Source organism: Acidovorax sp. GW821-FHT09B03 (genome assembly GCF_059418305.1).
The window spans coordinates 49,769-70,624 of sequence record NZ_JBWKPP010000025.1 but is presented as its reverse complement, the minus strand read 5'-3'; the positions used below and the strand labels follow the sequence as shown (position 1 = coordinate 70,624).

The 20,856-nt window shown below is 65.8% G+C and carries 19 protein-coding genes; 11 read left to right on the top strand and 8 right to left on the bottom strand.

Annotated elements, in window-relative coordinates:
- Positions 1-48: 48 nt before the first annotated feature.
- From AC07PA_RS29635 to AC07PA_RS29625, 3 genes are all read right to left on the bottom strand, one after another.
- On the bottom strand, positions 49-342 hold the full coding sequence (locus tag AC07PA_RS29635) for a DUF4148 domain-containing protein (RefSeq protein ID WP_494609617.1): 294 nt from the start codon (positions 340-342) through the stop codon (positions 49-51).
- Between the two features lie 77 nt (positions 343-419).
- On the bottom strand, positions 420-713 hold the full coding sequence (locus AC07PA_RS29630) for a DUF4148 domain-containing protein (protein ID WP_494609618.1): 294 nt from the start codon (positions 711-713) through the stop codon (positions 420-422).
- A gap of 30 nt (positions 714-743) precedes the next feature.
- Entirely contained in the window at positions 744-962 is a 219-nt protein-coding gene (locus AC07PA_RS29625; RefSeq protein ID WP_494655409.1) for a hypothetical protein, read from the bottom strand.
- Between the two features lie 198 nt (positions 963-1,160).
- Between AC07PA_RS29625 and AC07PA_RS29620 the strand changes: the two genes are divergently transcribed.
- Positions 1,161-1,598: a CBS domain-containing protein gene (locus tag AC07PA_RS29620; RefSeq protein ID WP_494609619.1), complete on the top strand. Its 438-nt coding sequence runs from the start codon at positions 1,161-1,163 to the stop codon at positions 1,596-1,598.
- 71 nt (positions 1,599-1,669) lie between these two features.
- Here AC07PA_RS29620 and AC07PA_RS29615 read toward each other — a convergent pair whose 3' ends face one another.
- From AC07PA_RS29615 to AC07PA_RS29600, 4 genes are all read right to left on the bottom strand, one after another.
- The gene (locus AC07PA_RS29615; RefSeq protein ID WP_145695422.1) at positions 1,670-2,491 is read right to left on the bottom strand and encodes an ABC transporter ATP-binding protein; all 822 of its coding nucleotides are present in this window, start codon (positions 2,489-2,491) and stop codon (positions 1,670-1,672) included.
- On the bottom strand, positions 2,488-3,420 hold the full coding sequence (gene ntrB / locus AC07PA_RS29610) for a nitrate ABC transporter permease (protein ID WP_145695423.1): 933 nt from the start codon (positions 3,418-3,420) through the stop codon (positions 2,488-2,490). The genes AC07PA_RS29615 and ntrB overlap by 4 nt, the downstream gene beginning before the upstream one ends.
- Positions 3,421-3,471: 51 nt before the next feature.
- On the bottom strand, positions 3,472-4,716 hold the full coding sequence (locus AC07PA_RS29605; RefSeq protein WP_007855897.1) for a CmpA/NrtA family ABC transporter substrate-binding protein: 1,245 nt from the start codon (positions 4,714-4,716) through the stop codon (positions 3,472-3,474).
- Positions 4,717-5,154: 438 nt separating this feature from the next.
- Positions 5,155-5,781, bottom strand: a complete 627-nt coding sequence (locus tag AC07PA_RS29600; RefSeq protein WP_007855895.1) for an ANTAR domain-containing response regulator — start codon at positions 5,779-5,781, stop codon at positions 5,155-5,157.
- A 206-nt stretch (positions 5,782-5,987) separates the two neighbouring features.
- Here AC07PA_RS29600 and AC07PA_RS29595 point away from each other — a divergent pair, with 206 nt between their 5' ends.
- The 4 genes from AC07PA_RS29595 to AC07PA_RS29580 all read left to right on the top strand — a co-directional run bounded on the left by AC07PA_RS29595 (position 5,988) and on the right by AC07PA_RS29580 (position 11,195).
- Entirely contained in the window at positions 5,988-7,148 is a 1,161-nt protein-coding gene (locus AC07PA_RS29595; RefSeq protein ID WP_007855894.1) for a branched-chain amino acid ABC transporter substrate-binding protein, read from the top strand.
- Between the two features lie 61 nt (positions 7,149-7,209).
- Complete coding sequence (gene cysC / locus AC07PA_RS29590) at positions 7,210-7,746, top strand: adenylyl-sulfate kinase (RefSeq protein ID WP_494609620.1); 537 nt, start codon at positions 7,210-7,212, stop codon at positions 7,744-7,746.
- A gap of 128 nt (positions 7,747-7,874) precedes the next feature.
- Complete coding sequence (locus AC07PA_RS29585) at positions 7,875-9,737, top strand: fibronectin type III domain-containing protein (RefSeq protein WP_494609621.1); 1,863 nt, start codon at positions 7,875-7,877, stop codon at positions 9,735-9,737.
- Between the two features lie 309 nt (positions 9,738-10,046).
- Positions 10,047-11,195, top strand: coding sequence for a hypothetical protein (locus AC07PA_RS29580; RefSeq protein WP_494609622.1), 1,149 nt, complete (start codon positions 10,047-10,049; stop codon positions 11,193-11,195).
- 1 nt (position 11,196) lies between these two features.
- Here the strand turns inward: AC07PA_RS29580 and AC07PA_RS29575 are convergent, their stop codons facing one another.
- Positions 11,197-12,534, bottom strand: coding sequence for a phenylacetate--CoA ligase family protein (locus tag AC07PA_RS29575; RefSeq protein ID WP_494609623.1), 1,338 nt, complete (start codon positions 12,532-12,534; stop codon positions 11,197-11,199).
- A gap of 79 nt (positions 12,535-12,613) precedes the next feature.
- On the opposite strand from AC07PA_RS29575, the gene tsaD reads away from it, so the two are divergent.
- The 6 genes from tsaD to AC07PA_RS29545 all read left to right on the top strand — a co-directional run bounded on the left by tsaD (position 12,614) and on the right by AC07PA_RS29545 (position 20,783).
- Entirely contained in the window at positions 12,614-13,666 is a 1,053-nt protein-coding gene (gene tsaD / locus AC07PA_RS29570; RefSeq protein WP_494609624.1) for a tRNA (adenosine(37)-N6)-threonylcarbamoyltransferase complex transferase subunit TsaD, read from the top strand.
- Positions 13,667-13,804: 138 nt separating this feature from the next.
- A complete protein-coding gene (locus AC07PA_RS29565; RefSeq protein WP_494609625.1) occupies positions 13,805-15,388 on the top strand; it encodes a bluetail domain-containing putative surface protein in 1,584 nt (527 codons plus the stop codon).
- A 326-nt stretch (positions 15,389-15,714) separates the two neighbouring features.
- A complete protein-coding gene (locus tag AC07PA_RS29560; RefSeq protein WP_494655408.1) occupies positions 15,715-17,232 on the top strand; it encodes a bluetail domain-containing putative surface protein in 1,518 nt (505 codons plus the stop codon).
- A 22-nt stretch (positions 17,233-17,254) separates the two neighbouring features.
- The gene (locus tag AC07PA_RS29555; protein WP_494609660.1) at positions 17,255-18,832 is read left to right on the top strand and encodes a bluetail domain-containing putative surface protein; all 1,578 of its coding nucleotides are present in this window, start codon (positions 17,255-17,257) and stop codon (positions 18,830-18,832) included.
- A 21-nt stretch (positions 18,833-18,853) separates the two neighbouring features.
- Positions 18,854-19,072, top strand: a complete 219-nt coding sequence (locus tag AC07PA_RS29550; protein WP_494609627.1) for a hypothetical protein — start codon at positions 18,854-18,856, stop codon at positions 19,070-19,072.
- Positions 19,073-19,133: 61 nt separating this feature from the next.
- A complete protein-coding gene (locus tag AC07PA_RS29545; RefSeq protein ID WP_494609628.1) occupies positions 19,134-20,783 on the top strand; it encodes a bluetail domain-containing putative surface protein in 1,650 nt (549 codons plus the stop codon).
- Positions 20,784-20,856: the final 73 nt, after the last annotated feature.

Sequence of the window (20,856 nt, the reverse complement as noted above, 5' to 3'; positions counted from 1 at the left end):
TTTTGGGCTGGGGCGGCCGTGCGGTCGGCAGCCCCTTCGCCTGGCAGATTACAGCGAGCCGAGTTCGCCCGACGAGATCTTGCCCGTGCGCACGGCGTCAGCAGCCTGGGCCTGCACGGCAGCGCGGTCGGCGGTCGATTGGTAGGACACCACGCGCGAGCCAGCGGGCTCGGTGCTGCGGGTCTTGGCCACGGTGGCGGCGTCGGCCATCACTTCGACACGGGTGCGGTTGGTCTCGAACTTGGTGGCGAATTGCGAAGCATCGGCTTCGTCAGCCTGGGCACCGAAGGAAGCGAAAGCGGCAACAGCGGCGATAGAGAGGAAACGTGCAGTGGTGTTCATGGTGAAACTCCTGTGAAACTTGAAAAATGAGGATGAGGTACTGGGAAATACGGGGCAATTCGCCAACTGGATGCGAATTACAGAGCGCCGATTTCGCCAAAAGAGATCTGGCCGGTGCGCACAGCGTCAGCAGCCTGGGCACGCACGGCAGCGCGGTCGGCCGTGGACTTGTAGGTCACGACACGCGACCCGGCAGGCTCGATGCTGCGGGTCTGGGCCACGGTGGCGGCTTCAGCGGCCACTTCGGCGCGGGTGCGGTTGGTTTCGAACTTGGTGGCGAATTGCGAAGCGTCGGCTTCGTCGGCGTAGGCACCGAAGGAAGCGAAAGCGGCAACAGCGGTGATGGAGAGGAAGCGTGCGGTCGTGTTCATGATGAAAAATCCTTAAAGTGAAAAAGCGTCTCAAAAAAACCGGAACGGCTGCGATACGAACAAGCTGCTGAACCGGGTTCGGTGAGTCGCCTTGCGGGTTCGGCTCATCGATGGGTTGAACTGTACGCCTGGGGTGCTCAGAGAAAAACCAACCAGTCGCAAATTAACTGTTCCGGTATCAGAAACAATCCACATAGTTCCTGCGGTGTCCACCAGGCTTGTTCCCGAGAGAGCCAGCGCGTTGAACATGGGTGTATCGTGCCGGGTTAACCCCTAACGGGGGTCTCGACGCGGTTTCGTTTCTTTTCGATTTGTTTCGGCCGCAGGGCAATGCAACAGCGCAGAAACATCAGTGGTCGGCCGCATGCTGCTTAGCGGTTGCACTCGGGCAGCAGATGGGCTGAAATGACCGTGTGCCCGATCCACGTCTCTCAGAGGGAGGTTTCCATGACCGTCGTAGCCAAGATTCTTCAGTCCAAGCCTGACGCCACCGTGCACACCATCCGGCCCACGGATTCCGTGCTGTCTGCCCTGCAGCTCATGGCCGACAAGGGCATCGGCGCCCTGGTGGTCACCGAAGGGGATGCCATCGTGGGCATCTTCACCGAGCGCGACTATGCGCGAAAGATTGCCCTCCTGGGCCGCACCTCCGCCGCCACGCTGGCGCGCGACGTGATGACCTCGGCCGTGCGCTTCGTGCGGCCCGACCAGACCAGCGAGCAGTGCATGCAGATGATGAGCACAGGCCGCCTGCGCCACCTGCCGGTGGTGGACAACGGCAAGCTCGTGGGCATGATCTCCATCGGTGACCTGGTCAAGGACATCATCTCCGAGCAGAAATTCATCATCGAACAGCTGGAGCAGTACATCACCGGTACGCACTGAGCCTGAAAAAAAGGCGCTGACCGGGATCGGTCAGCGCCTGGGCGTGTTGCCGCGCCTTGCGGCGCGGGGCTTCATGCTGCCTTCTCGACGTGCCCCTGGCGCGTGTAGAGAAAATCGATCACCGCCTTGCGGTAGTGCACGTATCGCGGGTCTTCGGCCAGCTCCACGCGCTTGCGCGGGCGGGGCAGGTCGACCTGCAGCACCTCGCCGATGGTGGCTGCCGGGCCGTTGGTCATCATCACGATCTTGTCGGACAGCAGCACCGCCTCGTCCACATCGTGCGTCACCATGACCACGGTGCTCTGCGTGCGCGCCACGATGTCCAGCAACTCGTCCTGCAGCTTGGCGCGCGTGAGGGCATCCAGGGCGCCGAAGGGCTCGTCCATCAGCAGCACCTGGGGCTCCATCGACAGGGCGCGGGCGATGCCCACGCGCTGCTTCATGCCGCCCGAGATTTCGCCGGGGCGCTTCTGGCCCGCATGCGTCAGCCCCACCAGGGCCAGTGCCGCATCGGTGCGGGCCTTGAGCTGGGCCTTGGTTTCGCGTGCGCCGAACACGCGCTCCACCGCCAGGTAGACGTTGTCGAAGCAGGTCAGCCAGGGCAGCAGCGAGTGGTTCTGGAACACCACGGCGCGCTCGGGGCCGGGGCCCTTGATCTCCTTGTTGGCGCACAGCAGCGCCCCTGCCGTGGGCGTGGTCAGGCCTGCGATCAGGTTCAGGAGCGTGGACTTGCCGCAGCCCGAGTGGCCGATGAGGGCCACGAACTCGCCCTTGGCGATGGTCAGGTGGATGTCCCGGAGTGCCGGGAACAGGCCCTTGGTGGTCTTGAAGGTCTGTTCGACCCCTTGCACCTGGATGAACTTGGCGGATTGCGATGCGGTAGCGGTAGTCATGCTTTCACCTCTTCGAATGTGAATGCGGTGGCCAGCTTGATGAGCGCGAACTCCAGCGCCAGCCCCACGATGCCGATCACGAAGATCGCGATGATGATGTTCTTGACGTTCAGGTTGTTCCACTCGTCCCAGACCCAGAAGCCGATGCCCACGCCGCCGGTCAGCATCTCGGCGGCGACGATCACCAGCCAGGCCGTGCCCACGGCCAAGCGCACGCCGGTCAGCATGTAGGGCAGCACGGCGGGGAACAGGATCTTGGTGGCGATCTTCCACTCCGAGAGGTTGAGCACGCGGGCCACGTTCATGTAGTCCTGCGGCACACGCTGCACCCCCACCGCGGTGTTGATGACCATGGGCCAGATGGAGCAGATGAAGATGGTCCAGATGGCGGCCGGGTTGGCACCCTTGAACACCAGCAGGCCGATGGGCAGCCAGGCCAGCGGCGACACCGGGCGCAGCAGGCTGATCAGCGGATTGAACATGCGCGAGAGGAAGTTGAAGCGCCCGATCACGAAGCCTGCAGGGATGCCGACCAGCGCCGCCAGGCCGAAGCCCACGGCCACGCGCTCCAGCGACATCAGCACGTTCCAGCCCACGCCCTGGTCATTGGGGCCGTTGCGGTAGAACGGGTTGCTGAAGATGTCCAGTGCCTGGGCCCAGGTGGCGAGCGGGCTGGGGATGTTGCCGCCGGTGGTGGTGGACACCACCGCCCACAGGCCGATGAGCAGGCCCAGGCCGCACAGCGGCGGCAGCACGGCCATCCAGAAGCTGCGCGAAAGCGCGGCCCAGTCGCGCGGGGCGCGGGGCGCGGGCACGCTGGCGGGGGGCTCCTTGCGGGCCTCGGCCTGGGTGGCCGCGCCGCGGGCGGGCGCTGCCGGTGCATCGGCCGGCAGCGCGGCGGGAGGGGAGTGGAAAACGGCACTGACCATGGTGGATCTCCTGTGCGGGTGGGAACGTGGGGCGTACGGGGGAAGGGGCTGTCAGGCCTTGAGCTTGAAACCGTCGGCGTACTTCGCGGGGTCCTTGCCATCCCAGACCACGCCGTCCACGAGCTTGTGCGTGCGCATCTCGCTCTTGGGCAGCGGGGTCTTGGAGGCGGTGGCCGCCTGCTTGTAGACATCGGTGCGGTTGATGGCCTTGGCCACGCCGGCGTAGTCGGGGTGGTCCTTGAGCAGGCCCCAGCGTTTGTGCTGGGTCAGGAACCACATGCCGTCCGACAGGTAGGGGAAGTTCACCGCACCGTCGTTGTAGAACTTCATGTGGTTGGGGTCGTCCCAGGTCTTGCCCATGCCGTCCTGGTAGCGGCCCAGGATGCGCTGGTTGATGGCGTCCACGCCGGTGTTCACGTAGGCCTTGCCGGCGATGGTCTCGGCCATCTTGTTCTTGTTGCCCAGGCTCTCGTCGATCCAGCGACCGGCTTCCAGGATGGCGGCCGTCACGGCGCGGGCCGTGTTGGGGTACTTCTGCACGAACTCCGAGGTCGTGCCCAGCACCTTCTCGGGGTGGTCCTTCCAGATGTCCTGTGTGGTGGTGGCGGTCACCCCGATGCCGTCCATGATGGCGCGGTGGTTCCAGGGCTCGCCCACGCAGAAGCCGTCCATGTTGCCCACGCGCATGTTGGCCACCATCTGCGGTGGCGGCACGGTGATGACCTTGGCATCCTTCATCGGGTCGATGCCATGCGCGGCCAGCCAGTAGTACAGCCACATGGCATGCGTGCCGGTGGGGAAGGTCTGGGCGAATGTGTACTCGCGCTTCTCGCTGGCCATGAGCTTGGCCAGGCCGGCGCCGTTGACGGCGCCCTTGTCGGCCAGCTTCTTGGACAGCGTGATGGCCTGGCCGTTGTGGTTCAGGTTCATCAGCACGGCCATGTCCTTCTTGGGGCCGGCGATGCCCAGATGCACGCCGTAGACGAGGCCGTAGAGCACGTGGGCGAAGTCCAGCTCGCCGTTGACCAGCTTGTCGCGCACGCCGGCCCAACTCGCCTCCTTGGTGGGGATGATGGTCACGCCGTACTTCTTGTCGATGCCCAGCACCGAGGCCATCACCACGCTGGCGCAATCGGTCAGCGGGATGAAGCCGATCTTCACTTCCTTCTTCTCGGGGGCGTCCGAGCCCTGTGCGTGGACAAGGGCGCGCAGGGCGGGGCTCACGCCCACGGCACCCACGGTGGCGGCCTGCAGCACGGTGCGGCGGTTGAGACTGGTTTTGAGCAGATCGGTCATGGTGCTTCCCTGGTGGCTTGAAAAACAAAAAAGGCGTCCCCCTCGGCGCATGGGCTGCTGCAACTTCCAAAAGAAAGTCACGCAGCGCCAAGCGCGGGTGGGGACGCCTCTGTCCGGTGGCGAGGGGTACCCGCCCGCCATTGGATGGATACCGCTCATCGAAGACCTCCGTTGGTCTTGTCCAGGTAATGCAAACCCTGTGCCAACCTGTTCGACAGCCTGTCAGCTCTTTTTTTGATAGCGACACATTCAATCGACAAAAGGAGACTGGCCACATGCACCACGACAAGGCGCCGGCCTTGCACCGTGTTCGACTGCACAGGTGTTGTGCGCTGCACCATCGCGGGCCGTGGTGGGCAGGGCGGGGGGCGGGAGTGGTGCGCCGCGTGTGCTGGCGGCGCTGCATGCTGGCCCTGCGGCGTGCGCCGCCGGGGTCTGTCAGCTCAGGAGATCGGCCACGTCGAGCATGCGCTGGGCAACGTCGACCAGCTTGAGGCCCTTGTCCATGGCCGTCTTGCGCAGCTTCTCGTATGCGGCCTGCTCGGTAAGGCCCTGGCGCTCCATCAGCAGGCCCTTGGCGCGGTCGATGGTCTTGCGGTCCTTGAGCTCGGTCTTGGCGTCGGCCAGCTCGGCGCGCAGCGCCTGCTCGTGCTGGAAGCGCGCCATCGCCACGTCCAGGATGGGCCGGATGCGCTGGGGCGACAGGCCGGCCACGATGTAAGCCGACACACCGGCCGCCACGGCCGCCTTCACGTGCGAGGTGTCCTCGTCATTGGTGAACATGACGATGGGGCGGCGCTCGTCGCGCGTGGCCATGACCACATGCTCCAGCGCATCGCGTGCCTCGCTTTCGGCGTCCACGATGATGAGGTCGGGCTGCAGCTGGGCCAGGCGCTCGCTCAGGTACACGTCCGACGGCAGCGTGGCCACCAGGTTGAAGTTGTTTTCCAGCAGGCCGATGCGCAGCGCCCGCGAGCGCTCTGCCTGCAGCAGGGCGTGCTCGTCGTTGGGGTCGGTGACCGCCAGATCGGGGGCGACCACCACTATGCGCAAGGCCTCGTTCATACTGTCAGCATAGCAAGATTTGCGCCATAAATTGGTGCGCCGGGCTGGTGCAGGCAGGGGTCTACCCTGGTTTTGGCGGGTCCATGGCGGCGAGGGCCTGAAACTTGCTAATAGAGTGAGTATTGGGAGGGCATACCCGATAGCGCCTCTTTGCGGCGTCGCATATACATCCGGTCACATTGACATACTGATATGGAGCTTCCTGCATGAACCTGCCCATCGACCGGCGCCGATTTTCGGCCAGCCTGGCCTTGACCGCTGTGGCCGCCACCGCCTTGTTGGCGGGTTGCGGCAAAGTGCCCGACACCATCAAAATCGGGGTCGCCCAGCCCCTGAGCGGCCCCCTGGCCGCCTTGGGGCAGGACCTGCTCAACGGCGTGAACCTGGCCGTGGCCGAGCTCAACAAGGGCGGCTACACCGTGGACGGCAAGCGCGTGAAGCTGGAGGTCGTGCCCGTGGACGATCGGGCTGACGCCGCCACCGGCAAGACCGTGGCCCAGCAACTGGTGGATGCCGGCGTGGTGGCGGTCATCGGCCACCTGAACTCGGGCGTGAGCATCGAGACCGCCCCCATCTACGCGGCCAAGGACATCCCGCAGATCGCCATCTCCACCAACCCCAAGTTCACGCAGCTGGGCTTTCCCACCACCTTCCGCATGGTGGCCAACGACACCCTGCAGGCGCGCGCCATCGGCTCGTTCGCTGCCACCCAGCTGGGCGCCAGCCGCTATGCTGCGCTCGACGACGGCACCCCTTACGGCAAGGGCCTGGCCGACGGTGCGGCCGAGCAGCTCAAGGCCGAGAAGAAGGAAGTCGTGGTGCGCAAGTCCTTCGACGACAAGACCACGGCCTTCGATGCGCTGGCCGGCGAGCTCAAGGCCGCCCGGGTCGAGGTGATCGTCTCCACGCTCAACGACTTCCAGGCCATTGCCCTGCTGGAGGCCCTCAAGAAGGTCGATCACACCAAGGTGCGCCTGCTGGGCGGTGACACCATCAAGACCACCGACATGGCCAAGGGCGTCGGCATCGTGGAAGGCATCTATGCCACCTCGCCCGTGCTGGAGGCCAAGGAGTTCACCACCGGCAAGCCCTTCCTCGAGAAGTACGTGGCCGAGTTCAAGAAGGCCCCGGCCTATGGCGGCCACTACAGCTACGACAGCACCTATGTGCTGTCCGCTGCGATCCAGAAGGCCAAGTCCGCCGACCCCAAGGCCATCACCAAGGCCATGCACAGCATCAACGGCTATGCGCCGGTGATCGGCACCATGACCTGGGACGACAAGGGCGAGCAGCGCTATGGCGCCGTGGGCGTGTACGAGCTGCGCGGCGGCGGGTGGGAGCTGCGCATGCGCTCGGACCGCTGGTAAGAACGCCAGGCCGGCAGGCCGCTGGCTGGTTTACAGTCGGTGCACTTCCCCTGTGCCGCCCATGCTGGAACCCCGTCTGAACCCCATCGTCTATTGGATCACCGGCCTGCCCGCCGCCGGCAAGACCACCCTGGCCACCGCGTTAGCCAGTGCCATCAACCAGGCTGGTGGCCGGGCAGGCGTGCTCGATGGCGACGAGCTGCGCAAGGGCCTGTGCTCCGACCTGGGGCTGTCGGCCGCCGATCGGGCCGAGAACATCCGGCGCGCCGGCGAAGTGGCGCGCTTGATGGCCCACAACGGCCTGACCGTGGTGTGCGCCTTTGTCTCCCCTTTCGAGGCCGACCGCCAGCGGGTGCGCGCCCTGTTCGCCCCCGGCGAGTTCCATGAGATCCACCTGAGCACGCCCGTGGAGGAATGTGCCCGCCGCGACCCCAAGGGCCTGTATGCGCGCGCCCGGGCCGGGTTGATCACCGGCCTGACCGGCTGGGACGGCGCCTACGAGGTGCCCCGTGCCCCCGAGTCGCGGTACGACACCCAGACCACCACGGTGGCCGCCATGGTGCAGCAGCTGCTGGCGGCGCGCACGCAGCGCCGCTGAGCCTGCGCCTGGGCGCGGCGTTGCGGCGCGCCGTTCTTTCCCGTATCGTCGGGCGCTTTCCGATACCCGCCAACCCCCGGGCACCGTGCCTTGCGCCCACGCACACCAGCGCCGCCATGAAAAACGCCGTGAAACACCGCACCAGCGCCCGCACGCGCGGGGTACCTGCCGCCTGGCGGGGCCGCCTGGCCCTGGGAGCCCTGGCCAGCGCATTCAGCCTCCTCGCCAGCGCTGCACCCGTGGGCAATGCGAGCACTTGCTTTCACCAGAGCGAGGGCCTGCAGTTGCGCTTCGACCTGGACCTCGCCCAGGACAGTGTGGACGCGGGCTACGACGTGTACCTGGTCGCAGCCTATGCCGGGCACTGGTTCTATCGCAATGCTGCCGGGGGGTGGGCCGCCCACCAGCCCGGCACCTGGCCGGCGCCGGCACTGCGCAATGTGGCGCATCCGCAGAAATCCGCCACGGCCCCCGGCAACGCCCTGCACCAGAGCATCGCCGAGCCGGCCGTGCGCAGCGCCGCGGGGCTCGCGGGTCTGCAGCTCTTTGCCGGCTTTGGCAAGAGCGGCCCCGGCAGTTTCGAGGACCTGCTGGCACGCCAGCGCTTCGGCGCCGTGGGGGCTATCGCGGGCAACGAAGCGGTGGTGGCCGCCTGCCCGGCCACACCCCAGGGCACAGGGCCCGGCGGAACACGCCCAGGCGTCCCTGATGCCACGCCGCCCAGTGCGCCCACGGACCTGCGTGTCGTGCAGGCCACCAGCACCAGCCTGCGCCTGCAATGGCAGGCCAGCACCGACAACGTGGCCGTGGCGGCCTACGCGGTCTACCTCGACGGCGTGCTCCAGGACAAGGTCTCCACCACCACCCATACCCTCACCGGCCTGGCCCCCGCCACCAGCTATGCGCTGCGGGTGCATGCGCTGGACGCGGCCGGCAACGCATCGGCTGCCAGCGGCGTGGTGCAGGGCCCCACGCAGGCCGCCACCAGCCCCGCCCATGGCCGGCCGTACAGCATCATCGGCAGCAGCCTGGGCAGCAAGGCCGACCACAATGCGGGCGGCTACACCTTCTTCGGCCAGCGCCATCTGCTGGCGCGCTTCACGGACTTCGGCAGCGCCACGGGCCAGGCGCCTGCCGCCAACACCAAGGCCGCATGGCGCACGCACCTCGACGGCATCTACCCCATTCTGACCTCCACGGACTTCAACGCGCAGGCCACGGAGTCCGGCGCCACGCTGGAGCTGTCGGGCGGTACCACGCCCTCGGGCCGCTGGCTCAAGCGCAGCATCACCCAGGCCACGCGCGACAGGTACCCGAGCAGCTACCGCCTGCGCAACTGGAACCTGTGGGATACCAATGCCTACTACCCGCAGATGTACTACACGGGCTACATCAACCTGTCCACGATCGACGCGCCGGGCAAGTACTTGCGCTTTTACTGGACCGATTCGAGCAACCCCAACCGCAACGTCTGGACCGCCAAGGAGGGCGGCTCGCTCACGGCCCGCGCCGAAGGGGCGAACACCGGCGTGCCCGGCATCTACTCGGATGCGCCCGTCCGGTACACGGACAGCACCTGGATGCGCTACGAGATCCTGGCCGACTTTGCCAACGACAAGGTGGCGTTCTATGCCAACGGCAAGCTGCTCACCGATGTGTCGCGCAACTACACCGGCGAGAACACCGGCTGGCTGGGCGTGGGCGGCAAGCTCGACTATTTCCTGCTCAACAACACGGTGGAGATGAACGGCGACCTGGGCGAATTCATCGGCCACGCCATGCCCTACCTGGACTTCAGCTTCCGGCGCATCGAGCTGGCCGACGCGCCCCAGTGGGAGCAGCGCACCGATGCGGTCGCCCAGGTCCCCACGCGGTGGGACAACGGCCAGGTGGACATCGTCATCAACCAGGGGCGCTTTCCCGACCTGAACCACAAGCACCTGTTCCTGCTCAACGGCATGCAGGCGACCTACCTCGGGCCGCTGCAGTGAGCAGGGGCCAGGATTGCGTTGCAAATCCTCGCGATCGTTACCGCCGCCGCGGTGGGGCAGTGGGCCAGGTGTAACACCCCTGTCTTTACAGGAACTTCCGTTCTGGCAGCCCCTCTGAGCCTCGCCCCGTGCGCCAGATGGCATGGGGCAAGGCTGTGCGTGCCGCTTCGGGCCCGTACGGAGTGCTTGCATAAGGTTATTCAAAATAACTGAATGATGGCCGCCCCTGGTGGGCGCGGCGAGGCCAGGCCTCGCGGCGCCCGCGGGGCGCTTTTTTCTGCCTGTCTGTTTGTCCTGGAGTGGTTTTCAATGCGGTTTCTGGTTGTCCTGTGTCTTTCTGCGCTGGCCTCGCTGGCCCACGCTGCCAATTTCGTTTCGCTTCACCAATCGGCGCTCAAGATCGCGCTGCCCCCTGCCGCCGGCACCTACGACTACACCTTCACGACCAAGACCGGTTTCAAGCAGCAGTACGCTCCCGAGGGCGTCACGGGCTGCGCCATCGGCTACGCCACGGGCGGCTGCGCGTTCCCCGGTGGGGGTTCGCTGGCGCTGCCCGAGTTCACCGGCTACCAGCTGCAGTACAAGGAATTCAGGATCTACATCCCCGCAGGCACCCGTTCGTTCATGTTCTCGGGCTATGCGCCCCAGCGCACCGAATCCGCGTTCGTGCTGCGCTACGGGTCGGCACCGGTCCGTGAGGCGGCCCTGGGCACCGCAGAGTACGCCAACGTGCAGGCCACCGAGCACATCGACACCACGTTCTCGCGCCTGGTCAACGAGCCCGGCGCCGACCACCTCGTGGTGCACGATGGCGGAGGCACGGTGCGCTTCGTGGGCGGCCAGCTCGACGCCAGCAAGGGCAGCACCAGCCAGGGCAACTGGCTCTACATCCGCCAGATCAACGGCAGCCCGCTGTACGACGTGCAGGGCGCCATCGACGTGGACATGGCCAAGTACGCTGCCGGGTACGCAGCGATCAGCTGGACCGCCACAACCACCCCCGATCCGGTGGAGGGCCCGAGCCCGGCCGTGGGCACCGCCAGCAGCACGGACCAGCAGGCGACCACCCAGGCCTCGGCGGCCGCAACGGTTGCGACGGCGGTGCTGTCCACGGCCAGCCAGCCGCTGCAACTGGGCATCACCCTGGCGCAGACGGCAGCCGACGTGGCTGCCAACCCGAAGATCAGCGCCTGGGTGGCGGCCCGCATTCCGGCCCAGGGCTCTGCACCGGACCTGTGGTTCTTCCGCAAGGGCGATGGCACCTGGACCAGCCAGGTGCCGGCGGACGCCGAGGGCATTGCCTTCGCGAGCCAGGTGACCAACGCCGCCACGCTGCAGTTCAAGCCGCAGCTGGACTTCACCGAAGCGGAGATGCGGGCAGCGAATGTCGAGGTCCACTTCGGCTACCGGGCTGGCAGCGGTGCCTTTGTGAACAAGGGCAAGGTCTGGCCGCAGTGAACTAGGGAGAGGGTTCGAATGCGCGGTCCACGCGCTCGAACTCCTCGCGCTTGCGCCCGGCCGGCCAGTCGATGCGGGCCAGCTCCTCCACATGCAGGGGCAGGTCCGCCAAGGCGTTGGCCGCAAACACGGCGCGCACGGCAGCATGTTCTTCGGCGGTGAGCGCGCGCGGCACCTCCAGCTGCAACTGCAGCGTGCCGTCCGCATACTGCCGCATGCGAAATGCGCGGATGGGTTCGATGCGGCCCAGCTCATCGCCCAGGAAGGGCATGGGCAGCGGGCCCCGGCCGGTCTGCACCAGGTGCCGGGTGCGGCCCCCCATGCGCGCGATCACGGGCAGGGCCATGCCACAGCCGCAGGGCGGGCCCCATTCGGCGATGTCGCCCAGCTCGTAGCGCAGGATGGGCATGGCAAAGCTGTGCAGGCTGGTCACCAGCACCCGTCCCGGCACGCCCACGGGGCAGGGCTGGCCCTCCCCATCGACGATCTCCATGAACGTGGTGGCGCCCAGCAGGTGCAGGTGCTCGTGCATGGGGCACTGCAGCGCAAGCCAGCCGGTCTCCTCGCAGGAATAGCGGTCCACGATGGTCGCGCCAAACGCCTGGCGGCACAGGGCGCGCTGGGCGGGCGTGACGCGCTCGGACTGCGAGATCACCTGCCGGATGGCCAGCTGCACGCCGCGCGCGAGGGCCATGCGTGCCAGTTCGGCTGCCGCGAAGGGGCTGCACTTGAGGTAGTCGGGTTGCTCCTGCAGCAGCCAGTCCAGGTGCGAGTCCATGCCATGCTGGCTGATGTTGCGCAGCACGCAGGGGCCGCGCAGGCCCATGGCGGAGTACATGTCGCCCCAGGTGTCCTGCGTTCCATCCGTGAGGCCCGTGCCCAGCACGGCGATCTTGCGCCGGGCATCGCGCTGGTGCCACTGGGCTTCGAGCCAGGAAATGGCGGCATACAGGGGCGAGTACATGGCGCTGGCCTTTTCCACGCGCACCGGCTCGCCGGTGGAGCCCGAGGTGACGGACGTGGCCACGCCCTCGTCCTGGAGCCCAGGCCAGCGCGCACGGGCCTGGGCGAAGTGCGCCTGCAGGTCGGCGCGCGTGAGCACCGGCAGGTGGGCGAGCACCGTGTGCGGCGATGCTGCCCCGGCCGGCCATCCCGCCGTTTCGAGCCGCTGGCGCCAGAAGGGCGAATGCTGGTGCGCATGGCGCATCAGCGTGTGCAGCTGGCGCTGCTGCAGGGCCTGGTACTCGGCAGGTGCCACGCGCTCCCAGGCGCGTACCTGCTGGGCCAAAAGCAGCATCTGCGCCGTCTGGGGCGAGTGGAAGTGGAGGGCGTCGGCCATGGCAGGGGAGGCGTGCAGTGCGTGGGGTTGTCCGATTGTGGCGCCTCGCGGCGGGCGCAGGCCCTCTACACTTGGGGGCATGACGCTGCTGATACTGGGTATTGAATCTTCGTGCGATGAAACCGGCGTGGCCCTGGTGGAAACGCGCGCGCAAGGGCAGGTACCCGCATTGCTTTCCCACGCCCTGCACAGCCAGATCGAGATGCACCAGGCCTATGGCGGCGTGGTGCCCGAGCTGGCCAGCCGCGACCACATCCGCCGCGTGCTGCCCCTGGCGACCCAGGTGCTGGGCGAGTCCGGCAAGACCCTGGCCGACGTGGACGTGGTGGCCTACACGCGCGGCCCCGGCCTGGCCGGAGCGCTGCTGGTGGGTGCGGGCGTGGCCTGCGCCCTGGGCGCGGCGCTGGGCAAGCCGGTGCTGGGCGTGCACCACCTCGAAGGGCACCTGCTCTCGCCCTTCCTGAGCGCCGACCCACCGGAGTTCCCCTTCGTGGCGCTGCTGGTGTCCGGCGGCCACACGCAGCTCATGCGCGTGGACGGCGTGGGCCGCTACGAAATCCTGGGCGAGACCATCGACGACGCGGCCGGCGAGGCCTTCGACAAGTCGGCCAAGCTCATGGGCCTGGGCTACCCCGGCGGCCCGGCGCTGTCGCGCCTGGCCGAGCAGGGCGATCCTGCGGCCTTTAAGCTGCCGCGCCCGCTGCTGCACAGCGGCGACCTCGATTTCTCGTTCGCGGGGCTCAAGACCGCCGTGCTCACCCAGGCGAAAAAGCTCGGCGACGACCTGGAGCCGCGCAAGGCCGACCTGGCCGCCAGCACTGAGGCCGCCATCGTCGAGGTGCTGGTGAAGAAGACCCTGGCCGCCTTGAAGCAGACGGGCATGAAGCGCGTGGTCGTGGCCGGCGGCGTGGGCGCCAACCGCCACCTGCGCAAGCAGCTCAACGAAGCCTGCGCCAAGAACAAGGTGCGCGTGCACTACCCCGAGCTGCACCTGTGCACCGACAACGGCGCCATGATCGCCATGGCCGCGGCGATGCGCCTCGAATCGGGGCAGCAGCAGGCCTCGGCCGAGTACGCCTTCGACGTGAAGCCGCGCTGGCCGCTGGATTCGATTGCGCCGACGGTAGCCTGAGCGGGCAACTCCTCAGTTCTGCAGCGGTGGGCGCGTGGGCACGCGTAGGTTTCAAAATGTTCGTTTGTGACGGCTGACACACCGGTTGCTCAGGCCTGCCCCTACGCTTCGCGCATCCTTGTTGCCACGGAGTTCGCGATGCCCAAGACCATCTGGCCTTTTTACGAGCCTGTCCTCATGCTGAACCGTGCGTTCAACAACCAGGCTCCGTCGAACGCGTCATTTAGTAGCCAGCTGGTTGCTGCTGGCACGACCCCTGAAAGCAACGCAGCCTTTGCACTCCAGTTCGGTGCCAGCTTTGCCAACCTGACGGAGGAAGAACTCTCCACCAAGATCTTGGGCAATCTGGGCGTGCTGCCGAATGCAGGCCTGCAAACCGCAGTCAAAAACTATTTGGTTGAAGTGGGCAAGGTCAATGTGGGCATCGTCGCACTGCAGCTGGGGACGATCCTGTCGGGCCTTGAGAATGCCACGGGCGATCAGGCCGCCTACAGTGGGGCTGCCGTTGCATGGAACAACGAGCTGGCGGCCTCGTACAACTACTCCGCTAACCCCGCCAACATCGAGCCCTCGCCTGTCGGCCCCATCGGCCCCAGCTTGCCAGGCGTGACGCTTCTGCTGACCTCCGGCGATGATGCGATATCGCCTGCAGCCGCAGAAGCCAAATTCAAGACCACGGCCTTCAGCGACACCGTTCTTGCGCCCACCGCGGGCTTTCTTTCGACGGCGGATGTGATCGATGGTGCTGCGGGTATCGACACCCTGAGAGCGACGCTGGATGCTGCAGCGGTGGCGTCTCCCACGCTGATAAGCGTCGAAAACGTCTTCATCAAGGCGGGTGCGGGGGCGCAATTCAGCGCCTCGGGCGCGACCGGCCTGATGGACCTGCGGATGGAGGAAGCTGCAGGCCCTGCCACGTTCTCAAGCGTGAACCTGGCCACCACCGTCGGCATCCAGAACTCTGGCGCAGGGGGCGCCCTGACCGTGAAGTTTGCCGGTGCTTCGGGCCCCACCGACTCGGCGAACCTGGTGTTTGCCGACGCCACGGGCCATGACGAAATCATGGTTGCGGACATCGAAACCCTGAATGTGCTCAGCGCTGCGGGTCTGGTGGCGGAGACCACCACCAACCAGGCCAGGATCACCGCTCCCCATGCGGAAAAAATCACCCTCTCCGGCGGCCAGGCGCTGACCACCACGGTGACGGGCGCCAAGCTGTCCTTGATCGATGCATCAGGGCTCAGGGAAGCCCTGGACCTGACGCTTGCAGGTACCTCAGGCGTCTCCATCTCGCTCAATGCCATGGCGGTGCACAGCGTTGCTCTGGGGGACGGGGCCGACAAGGTGCTCATCACCGGACTGGCAGGCGTTGCGGCACGGAACCTGGACATCCGTACCGCCACCTCGCTGGAGGCATCGGCCATGAAGGTGGCCGGCTTCGTGGGTGGTACGGATGCGATCCAGCTGACCAGCGCCAACCCCGCGACCAAGGCTGCACCCGGCAGCGGCGAACTGGCAAGCATCGCCGCGTCGTCCTCGCTGCTGGCCGCTGCAACACTGGCCGCCACCACGGCGGGCGCCAACAAGGCGATTGCCTTCCGCTACGGGGCCGACACCTACATCCTCGTGAACGACGGTGCCGCGGCATTGGGTGAGAACGACAGCCTCGTCAAGCTGACCGGCGTGGCGGCGCTGGCCGACGCATCGTGGGCGGTGGGCTGAAATACTTTGTATTGCGAGTTTTGCGGTCTCGCTGCAGGAGGTAGCTTCGGCCGCCCAGATCTCGTCGTGTCAGTTGCAACCTCACTATCCTGCGCCAAGTGTTCAACGGCGCGCCCCATCGAATGCCCCACCGACGGGCGCATTGTGCAAGCAGGTAATTCCGCGCTGTCCTGCGCGCGCAGGCGTACAGCGGGTTTCAAAATGTTTTCTTGTGACGGCTGGCACATGGGTTGGCCGGGTAGCCCAGATACGCTCAACGCACCTTTATTGTGCTGGAGCTGGTGATGCCAAAAGTCGTCGGAACGTATCTGTACGAAGTCGTAGACATGCTGAACCGCGCTTTCTACGATGCGTCTCCGTCCAACGCGTCGTACAACAACCAGGTAATGGAGCACACCTCGATTGGAAGGAAGGCGTTTGCTCTGCAATTTGGCGCCAGCTTCGCCAGCCTGACAGAGGACGAGCTGTCCGCCAAGATCCTGGGCAACCTGGGGGTGCTGCCCAATGCAGGCCTGCAAGCCGCGTTGAAGGACTACTTGGTGTCAGTGGGCAAAGCCAATGTCGGCATCGTGGCCCTGCAACTGGGCGAGATACTGTCGGGCCTTGAGAACGCCACGGGCGACATGGCCGTATACAAGGCCGCGGCGGTGGCGTGGAATGCCGAGTTGAACGCTTCATTCCTGTATTCAGCCAATCCCGCCAACACCGTCCCTTCACCCGCTGGCTCCCTTGGCGATTTTGGCCTGACCTTGTCGCTGACGGCCGGTGATGACGCCCTATCTTCCGCGCAAACCAGCAACTGGGGTGACACGATCCTGGCCCCCGTCAGCGGCATATTGTCCAGTGCCGACGCCGTCGACGGCGGTTTGGGCATCGACACCCTCAAGGCGACTCTGGCGGCAGGTGCGGTGGTGGCGCCCACGCTCAAGAGCGTCGAAAAGGTGTTCATCATCGCAGGTGCAGGGGCCGAGTTCAGCGCGGCTGGCGCGACCGGCCTGGCGGAACTGCGGGTCGAAGCAGCGGCAGGTCCCGCCGCATTCTCCGGGGTGGGGCTGGCCACCACCGTCGGTATCCAGAACTCCGGCGCAGGGGGCGCCCTGACCGTGAAGTTTGCCGGTGCCGGCGGACCCGCCGACTCCGTCAATCTGGTGTTCGCGGACGCTGCAGGCGATGACGAAATCATCGTCGCAGGTGTCGAAACCCTGGTCGTGCAGAGCGCGCCGGGCACCGTGGCTGCCACCACGGTCAACCATGCCCGCATCACCGCTGCCCAGGCGGAGAAGATCGTCATTGGTGGCGGCCAGGCACTGACCACTACCGTGACGGGCAACAAGCTGTCCGTGATCGACGCATCGGCCATCTTCAGTGCGAAACTGGACCTGGCGCTTGCAGGTACGCAGGGTGTTTCCATCGCCCTGAACGCCCAGGCCGCACACAAAGTCACCCTGGGCGCCGGCGCCGATACGGTGTCCATCTCCGGCCTGGCAGGCATGGCGGCCCAGAACATGGACATCAGCACGGCGGCCACGCTGGCCGCTTCGGCCATCGAAGTGGCCGGCTTCGTGAGCGGTACCGATGCGATCCAGCTGAGCAGCGCCAACCCGGCGGCCAAGGCCGCACCCGGCAGCAGCGATGTGGCCAGCATCGCCGCATCCTCCTCGCTGCTGGCCGCTGCAACCTTGGCCGCCACCACGGCCGGCGCCAACAAGGCCATCGCCTTCCGGTATGGAGCAGATACCTACATCCTCGTGAACGATGGCGCCGCCGCGCTGGGCGAGAACGACAGCCTGGTCAAGCTGACCGGCGTGACGGCCTTGGCCGATGCCTCGTGGACCTCGGTCTGATCGGCCTTTTACGGAGCTTTTGATGACACAGAATTTTCTCGACGAGCCCTACGTCGTCACGACGATCCTAAACCGGGCGTTCAATGACCAGTCGCCTTCCTACCCCGTTTTCACCAACCAGGTGACCATGGCCGCGGCGAATGGTGCCCAGGCGTTTGCCCTGTCTTTCGGAGCGGCCCATGCCGGCAGGACGGAAGAGCAACTCTCCACCAGGCTCCTGAACAACCTGGGCCTGCTGCCCAACGCGGGCCTGCAGACCGCCTTGCGGGACTACCTCGAAGTGGTGGGCAAGGCCAATATCGGCATCGTCGCCCTGCAACTGGGCCAGATCCTCTCTGGGCTGGAACAGGCCACGGGCGAGCTGGCGGCGTTCAATGCCGCGGCTGTGGTATGGAACAAGGAACTGGTGGCTTCCTACAATTACTCCAGCAATCCCGACAACACAGGCTCCAACGGGGGGGAGCCTGAGATGCCTGTCACGGGCATCACCATTTCTCTGACGTCTGGCGACGACGCGGTATCGCCTGCAGCGGCTGAGGCGAAATTCAAGACCACGGCCAACAACGACACCATTCTTGCGCGCACGGCGGGGCTTCTTTCGACGGCCGACGTGATCGATGGCGCTGCGGGCGCCGACACGCTGATCGCGACCCTGGCCGCTGGCGGCACGGTGGCTCCACAGCTGCGCAACATCGAGAAAATCTTCATCACCGCAGGATCGGGGGCCGCATTTGATGCCCGCAGTGCCTTCGGCCTGCAGGAACTCCGGATCGATGCTGCCGAGGGCCCGGCCACGTTCTCGGATGTCCAACTGGACACCGTCGTAGGCATCCAGAACTCCCTGGCTGGCGGTGCCTTGACAGTGAACTTCACCGGCGCTTCAGGCCCGGCGGAGTCCGCCCATATCGTGCTGGCCGATGCCACGGGCAATGACGAGATCATCGTGGCGAACATCGAATTCCTGACCGTGAGAAGCACTGCCGGCACGGTGGCCGCCACCACGGCCAACGAGGCCAAGATCAGTGCGGCCCAGGCGCAAGGGATCGTCATCCTCGGCGACCAGGCCTTGACCACCACGGTGACCGGCACCCAGGTGTCCGGGGTCGATGCAACGGCACTGACCAAAGCCCTGGGGCTGACGCTCGCAAGCACGAATGGCGTAGTCGTGTCGTTCAACGCCCAGGCCGCGCACAAGATCAACCTCGGTGCCGGCGCCGACACCGTGAAAATCATCGGCCTGGCAGGCACTGAGGCCAAAGACCTCAACCTCAGCACGGCGGCCACGCTGGCTGCTTCGGCCATCGAAGTGTCCGGCTTTGCCGGCGGCACCGACTCGATCAGGCTGGATGGCGCCAAGGCAACGGCCAAGGCGGCACCCGGTGCCACGGACCTTGCCAGCATTGCTGCAGCGGCCTCGCTGCTGGAGGCAACGGCTCTGGCCGCCACCGCGGCGGGCGCCAACAAGGCCATTGCCTTTCGCTACGGCGCGGACACCTACATTCTGGTGAACGACTCCGCGGCTGCACTGGGTGTGAACGACAGTCTGGTTAAGCTGACCGGTGTGACGGCGCTGGCCGATGCCTCTTGGACCCCGGCCTGATGGCCGTTTGCGGAGCACGTGATGGCACAGAACTTTCTTGATGATCCCCTCGTTGTCACGACGATCCTGAACCGGGTGTTCAACGACCAATCGCCTTCCTACGCGGTGTACAACAACCAGGTCGCAAAGGCCACGTCGGTGGGCGTCAACGCGTTTGCCCTGTCGTTTGGCGCCAGCTTTACGCCGATGCGTCACGGGGCATGGCATGACTATCTGGTCAACAGATGCCGTTTGACGTGACGACGGCTTGCCGCGTATTGCAAACCCTTTTGCTCATCCATCACTGAACCCTAAGGCCTCTATGCCCGCACAAGTTTTCGGCATCCATGCAGACCTCACAATGCTGCATCGGGCGATATCCAATCAAACGCAAAGTTACAACGTTTACACCAACCAGATTGCCGCGTTTTCCTCGAAGGGAATCGTAGAGCTGGCGCGGCTGTACAGCTTTGGCAGCCTGTCCGAAGACGCGTTGTCGACCATGGTGCTGACGAATCTCGGGTTGCTGCCCAATGCAGGTCTGCAGGTGGCGTTGAAGGACTACCTAGTCGCCATCGGCAAGGACAACGTCGGTGTTGTAGCAATGCAATTGGGACAGATACTGTCCGGTCTGGAAAATGGCACCGGTGACCTGGCTATCTACTCGGCTGCTGCGGTGCGTTGGAACAATGAGGTGACCGCCTCGCATGCCTACTCCAGCAACCCAGCCAATCGTGTCGACGGTATCGTAATTACGGACTTCGAGGTGGGGACGGGGGTCACTCGCTTGCTGACCAGTGGGGTGGACGTTCTGACAGGCACCTTGTATGACGATGTCTTCCTGGCTCCCGCGCCTGGCTTGCTGGGTTCTGCCGACATTCTCCGCGGCGGCAGCGATAGCGAGCGCGGCGACACGCTGAAGGCCGTACTTGGTGCCGGTGAAGTGGTGGCTCCCAAGATGAATAGCATTGAAAGGGTCATCATCACCGCAGGCGAATCCGCCCAGTTCAGTTCTGCCAATGCGACCGACATCAGGATGTTGTGGGGGGATGGGGCTACGCGCCCAGCCACGTTTGCAGACGTCAGCCTGAACACCACCGTGGGCGTGCAGAACTCCCTGTCCGGCGGACCGCTCACCGTGAAGTTCGCGGGCGCCTCCGGCACCCTGGACTCCGCCAGCATCGTGTTGGCCGATGCGACGGGACTCGACGAGGTGATCGCGCCGGGCATCGAGCTACTGTCGGTCCGTAGCTCTGCCGGCAATGTGGCAACCACCACCAACAACACCGCCAGGATCACGGCTGATGCTGCCGAGGAAATACGGATCTGGGGTGACCAGGCGCTGAGCACCACCGTGACCGGCGTCCATGTAGAGGTCATCAATGCAACCGGGCTGACAGGGGCCCTGGACCTGGCATTCAACACCACGGGAAGCACGCCGGTTGGCATCATCGGTGGCACAGCGGGCGACCGGATCAACGTCAACGAGGCTTCCGGTGGCAGAGTGGCCATTGATGCGGGTGCTGGTGACGATACCGTCATTGTCGGAGCCGCCAATGCCCACGAGGTCACCCTGGGCCGTGGAAGCGATACGTTGACGATCGCGGGTTTGGCGGGCGCCACCGCCCGCGATCTGGACACCAGTTCGGACGCTGCGCTGGGCCGGTCGTTCATTCGTGTGACGGATTTCGAAAGCGGGGTCGATCTAATCCGTCTGTTCGGTTCTGACTCGACGGCCAAGGCAGCCCCTGCTCCTGCGCAACTGGCCGGCATTGCGGCGGCGTCCTCGCTGCTAGACGGAACGGTCCTGGCCGCTACCACGGCAGGTGCCAACAAGGCCATTGCCTTCCGCTTTGGTGCGGACACCTATATCTTGGTCAATGACGCCACGGCGGCGCTGGGTGCGAATGACAGCCTCATCAAGCTGACGGGTGTGGCGGCGCTGGCCGATGCCTCCTGGACCTCGGCCTGACGGCCCGCCCAAGCCACCTTGGCCGCGCGGTGCCGCCATGCGCTGGCCTGAATTCTGAACCGCAGGGCTTCAC

Excerpts from the sequence above, each read along its gene's own strand:
- AC07PA_RS29580 (WP_494609622.1), top strand. The coding sequence starts at position 10,047 with ATGCGGTTTCTGGTTGTCCTGTGTCTTTCTGCGCTGGCCTCGCTGGCC.
- tsaD (WP_494609624.1), top strand. The coding sequence starts at position 12,614 with ATGACGCTGCTGATACTGGGTATTGAATCTTCGTGCGATGAAACCGGC.
- AC07PA_RS29560 (WP_494655408.1), top strand. The coding sequence starts at position 15,715 with ATGCTGAACCGCGCTTTCTACGATGCGTCTCCGTCCAACGCGTCGTAC.
- AC07PA_RS29620 (WP_494609619.1), top strand. The coding sequence starts at position 1,161 with ATGACCGTCGTAGCCAAGATTCTTCAGTCCAAGCCTGACGCCACCGTG.
- AC07PA_RS29595 (WP_007855894.1), top strand. The coding sequence starts at position 5,988 with ATGAACCTGCCCATCGACCGGCGCCGATTTTCGGCCAGCCTGGCCTTG.
- AC07PA_RS29635 (WP_494609617.1), bottom strand. The coding sequence starts at position 342 with ATGAACACCACTGCACGTTTCCTCTCTATCGCCGCTGTTGCCGCTTTC.
- AC07PA_RS29600 (WP_007855895.1), bottom strand. The coding sequence starts at position 5,781 with ATGAACGAGGCCTTGCGCATAGTGGTGGTCGCCCCCGATCTGGCGGTC.
- AC07PA_RS29625 (WP_494655409.1), bottom strand. The coding sequence starts at position 962 with ATGTTCAACGCGCTGGCTCTCTCGGGAACAAGCCTGGTGGACACCGCA.
- AC07PA_RS29615 (WP_145695422.1), bottom strand. The coding sequence starts at position 2,491 with ATGACTACCGCTACCGCATCGCAATCCGCCAAGTTCATCCAGGTGCAA.
- AC07PA_RS29630 (WP_494609618.1), bottom strand. The coding sequence starts at position 713 with ATGAACACGACCGCACGCTTCCTCTCCATCACCGCTGTTGCCGCTTTC.
- AC07PA_RS29545 (WP_494609628.1), top strand. The coding sequence starts at position 19,134 with ATGCCCGCACAAGTTTTCGGCATCCATGCAGACCTCACAATGCTGCAT.
- ntrB (WP_145695423.1), bottom strand. The coding sequence starts at position 3,420 with ATGGTCAGTGCCGTTTTCCACTCCCCTCCCGCCGCGCTGCCGGCCGAT.
- AC07PA_RS29605 (WP_007855897.1), bottom strand. The coding sequence starts at position 4,716 with ATGACCGATCTGCTCAAAACCAGTCTCAACCGCCGCACCGTGCTGCAG.
- cysC (WP_494609620.1), top strand. The coding sequence starts at position 7,210 with ATGCTGGAACCCCGTCTGAACCCCATCGTCTATTGGATCACCGGCCTG.
- AC07PA_RS29575 (WP_494609623.1), bottom strand. The coding sequence starts at position 12,534 with ATGGCCGACGCCCTCCACTTCCACTCGCCCCAGACGGCGCAGATGCTG.
- AC07PA_RS29555 (WP_494609660.1), top strand. The coding sequence starts at position 17,255 with ATGACACAGAATTTTCTCGACGAGCCCTACGTCGTCACGACGATCCTA.
- AC07PA_RS29565 (WP_494609625.1), top strand. The coding sequence starts at position 13,805 with ATGCCCAAGACCATCTGGCCTTTTTACGAGCCTGTCCTCATGCTGAAC.
- AC07PA_RS29550 (WP_494609627.1), top strand. The coding sequence starts at position 18,854 with ATGGCACAGAACTTTCTTGATGATCCCCTCGTTGTCACGACGATCCTG.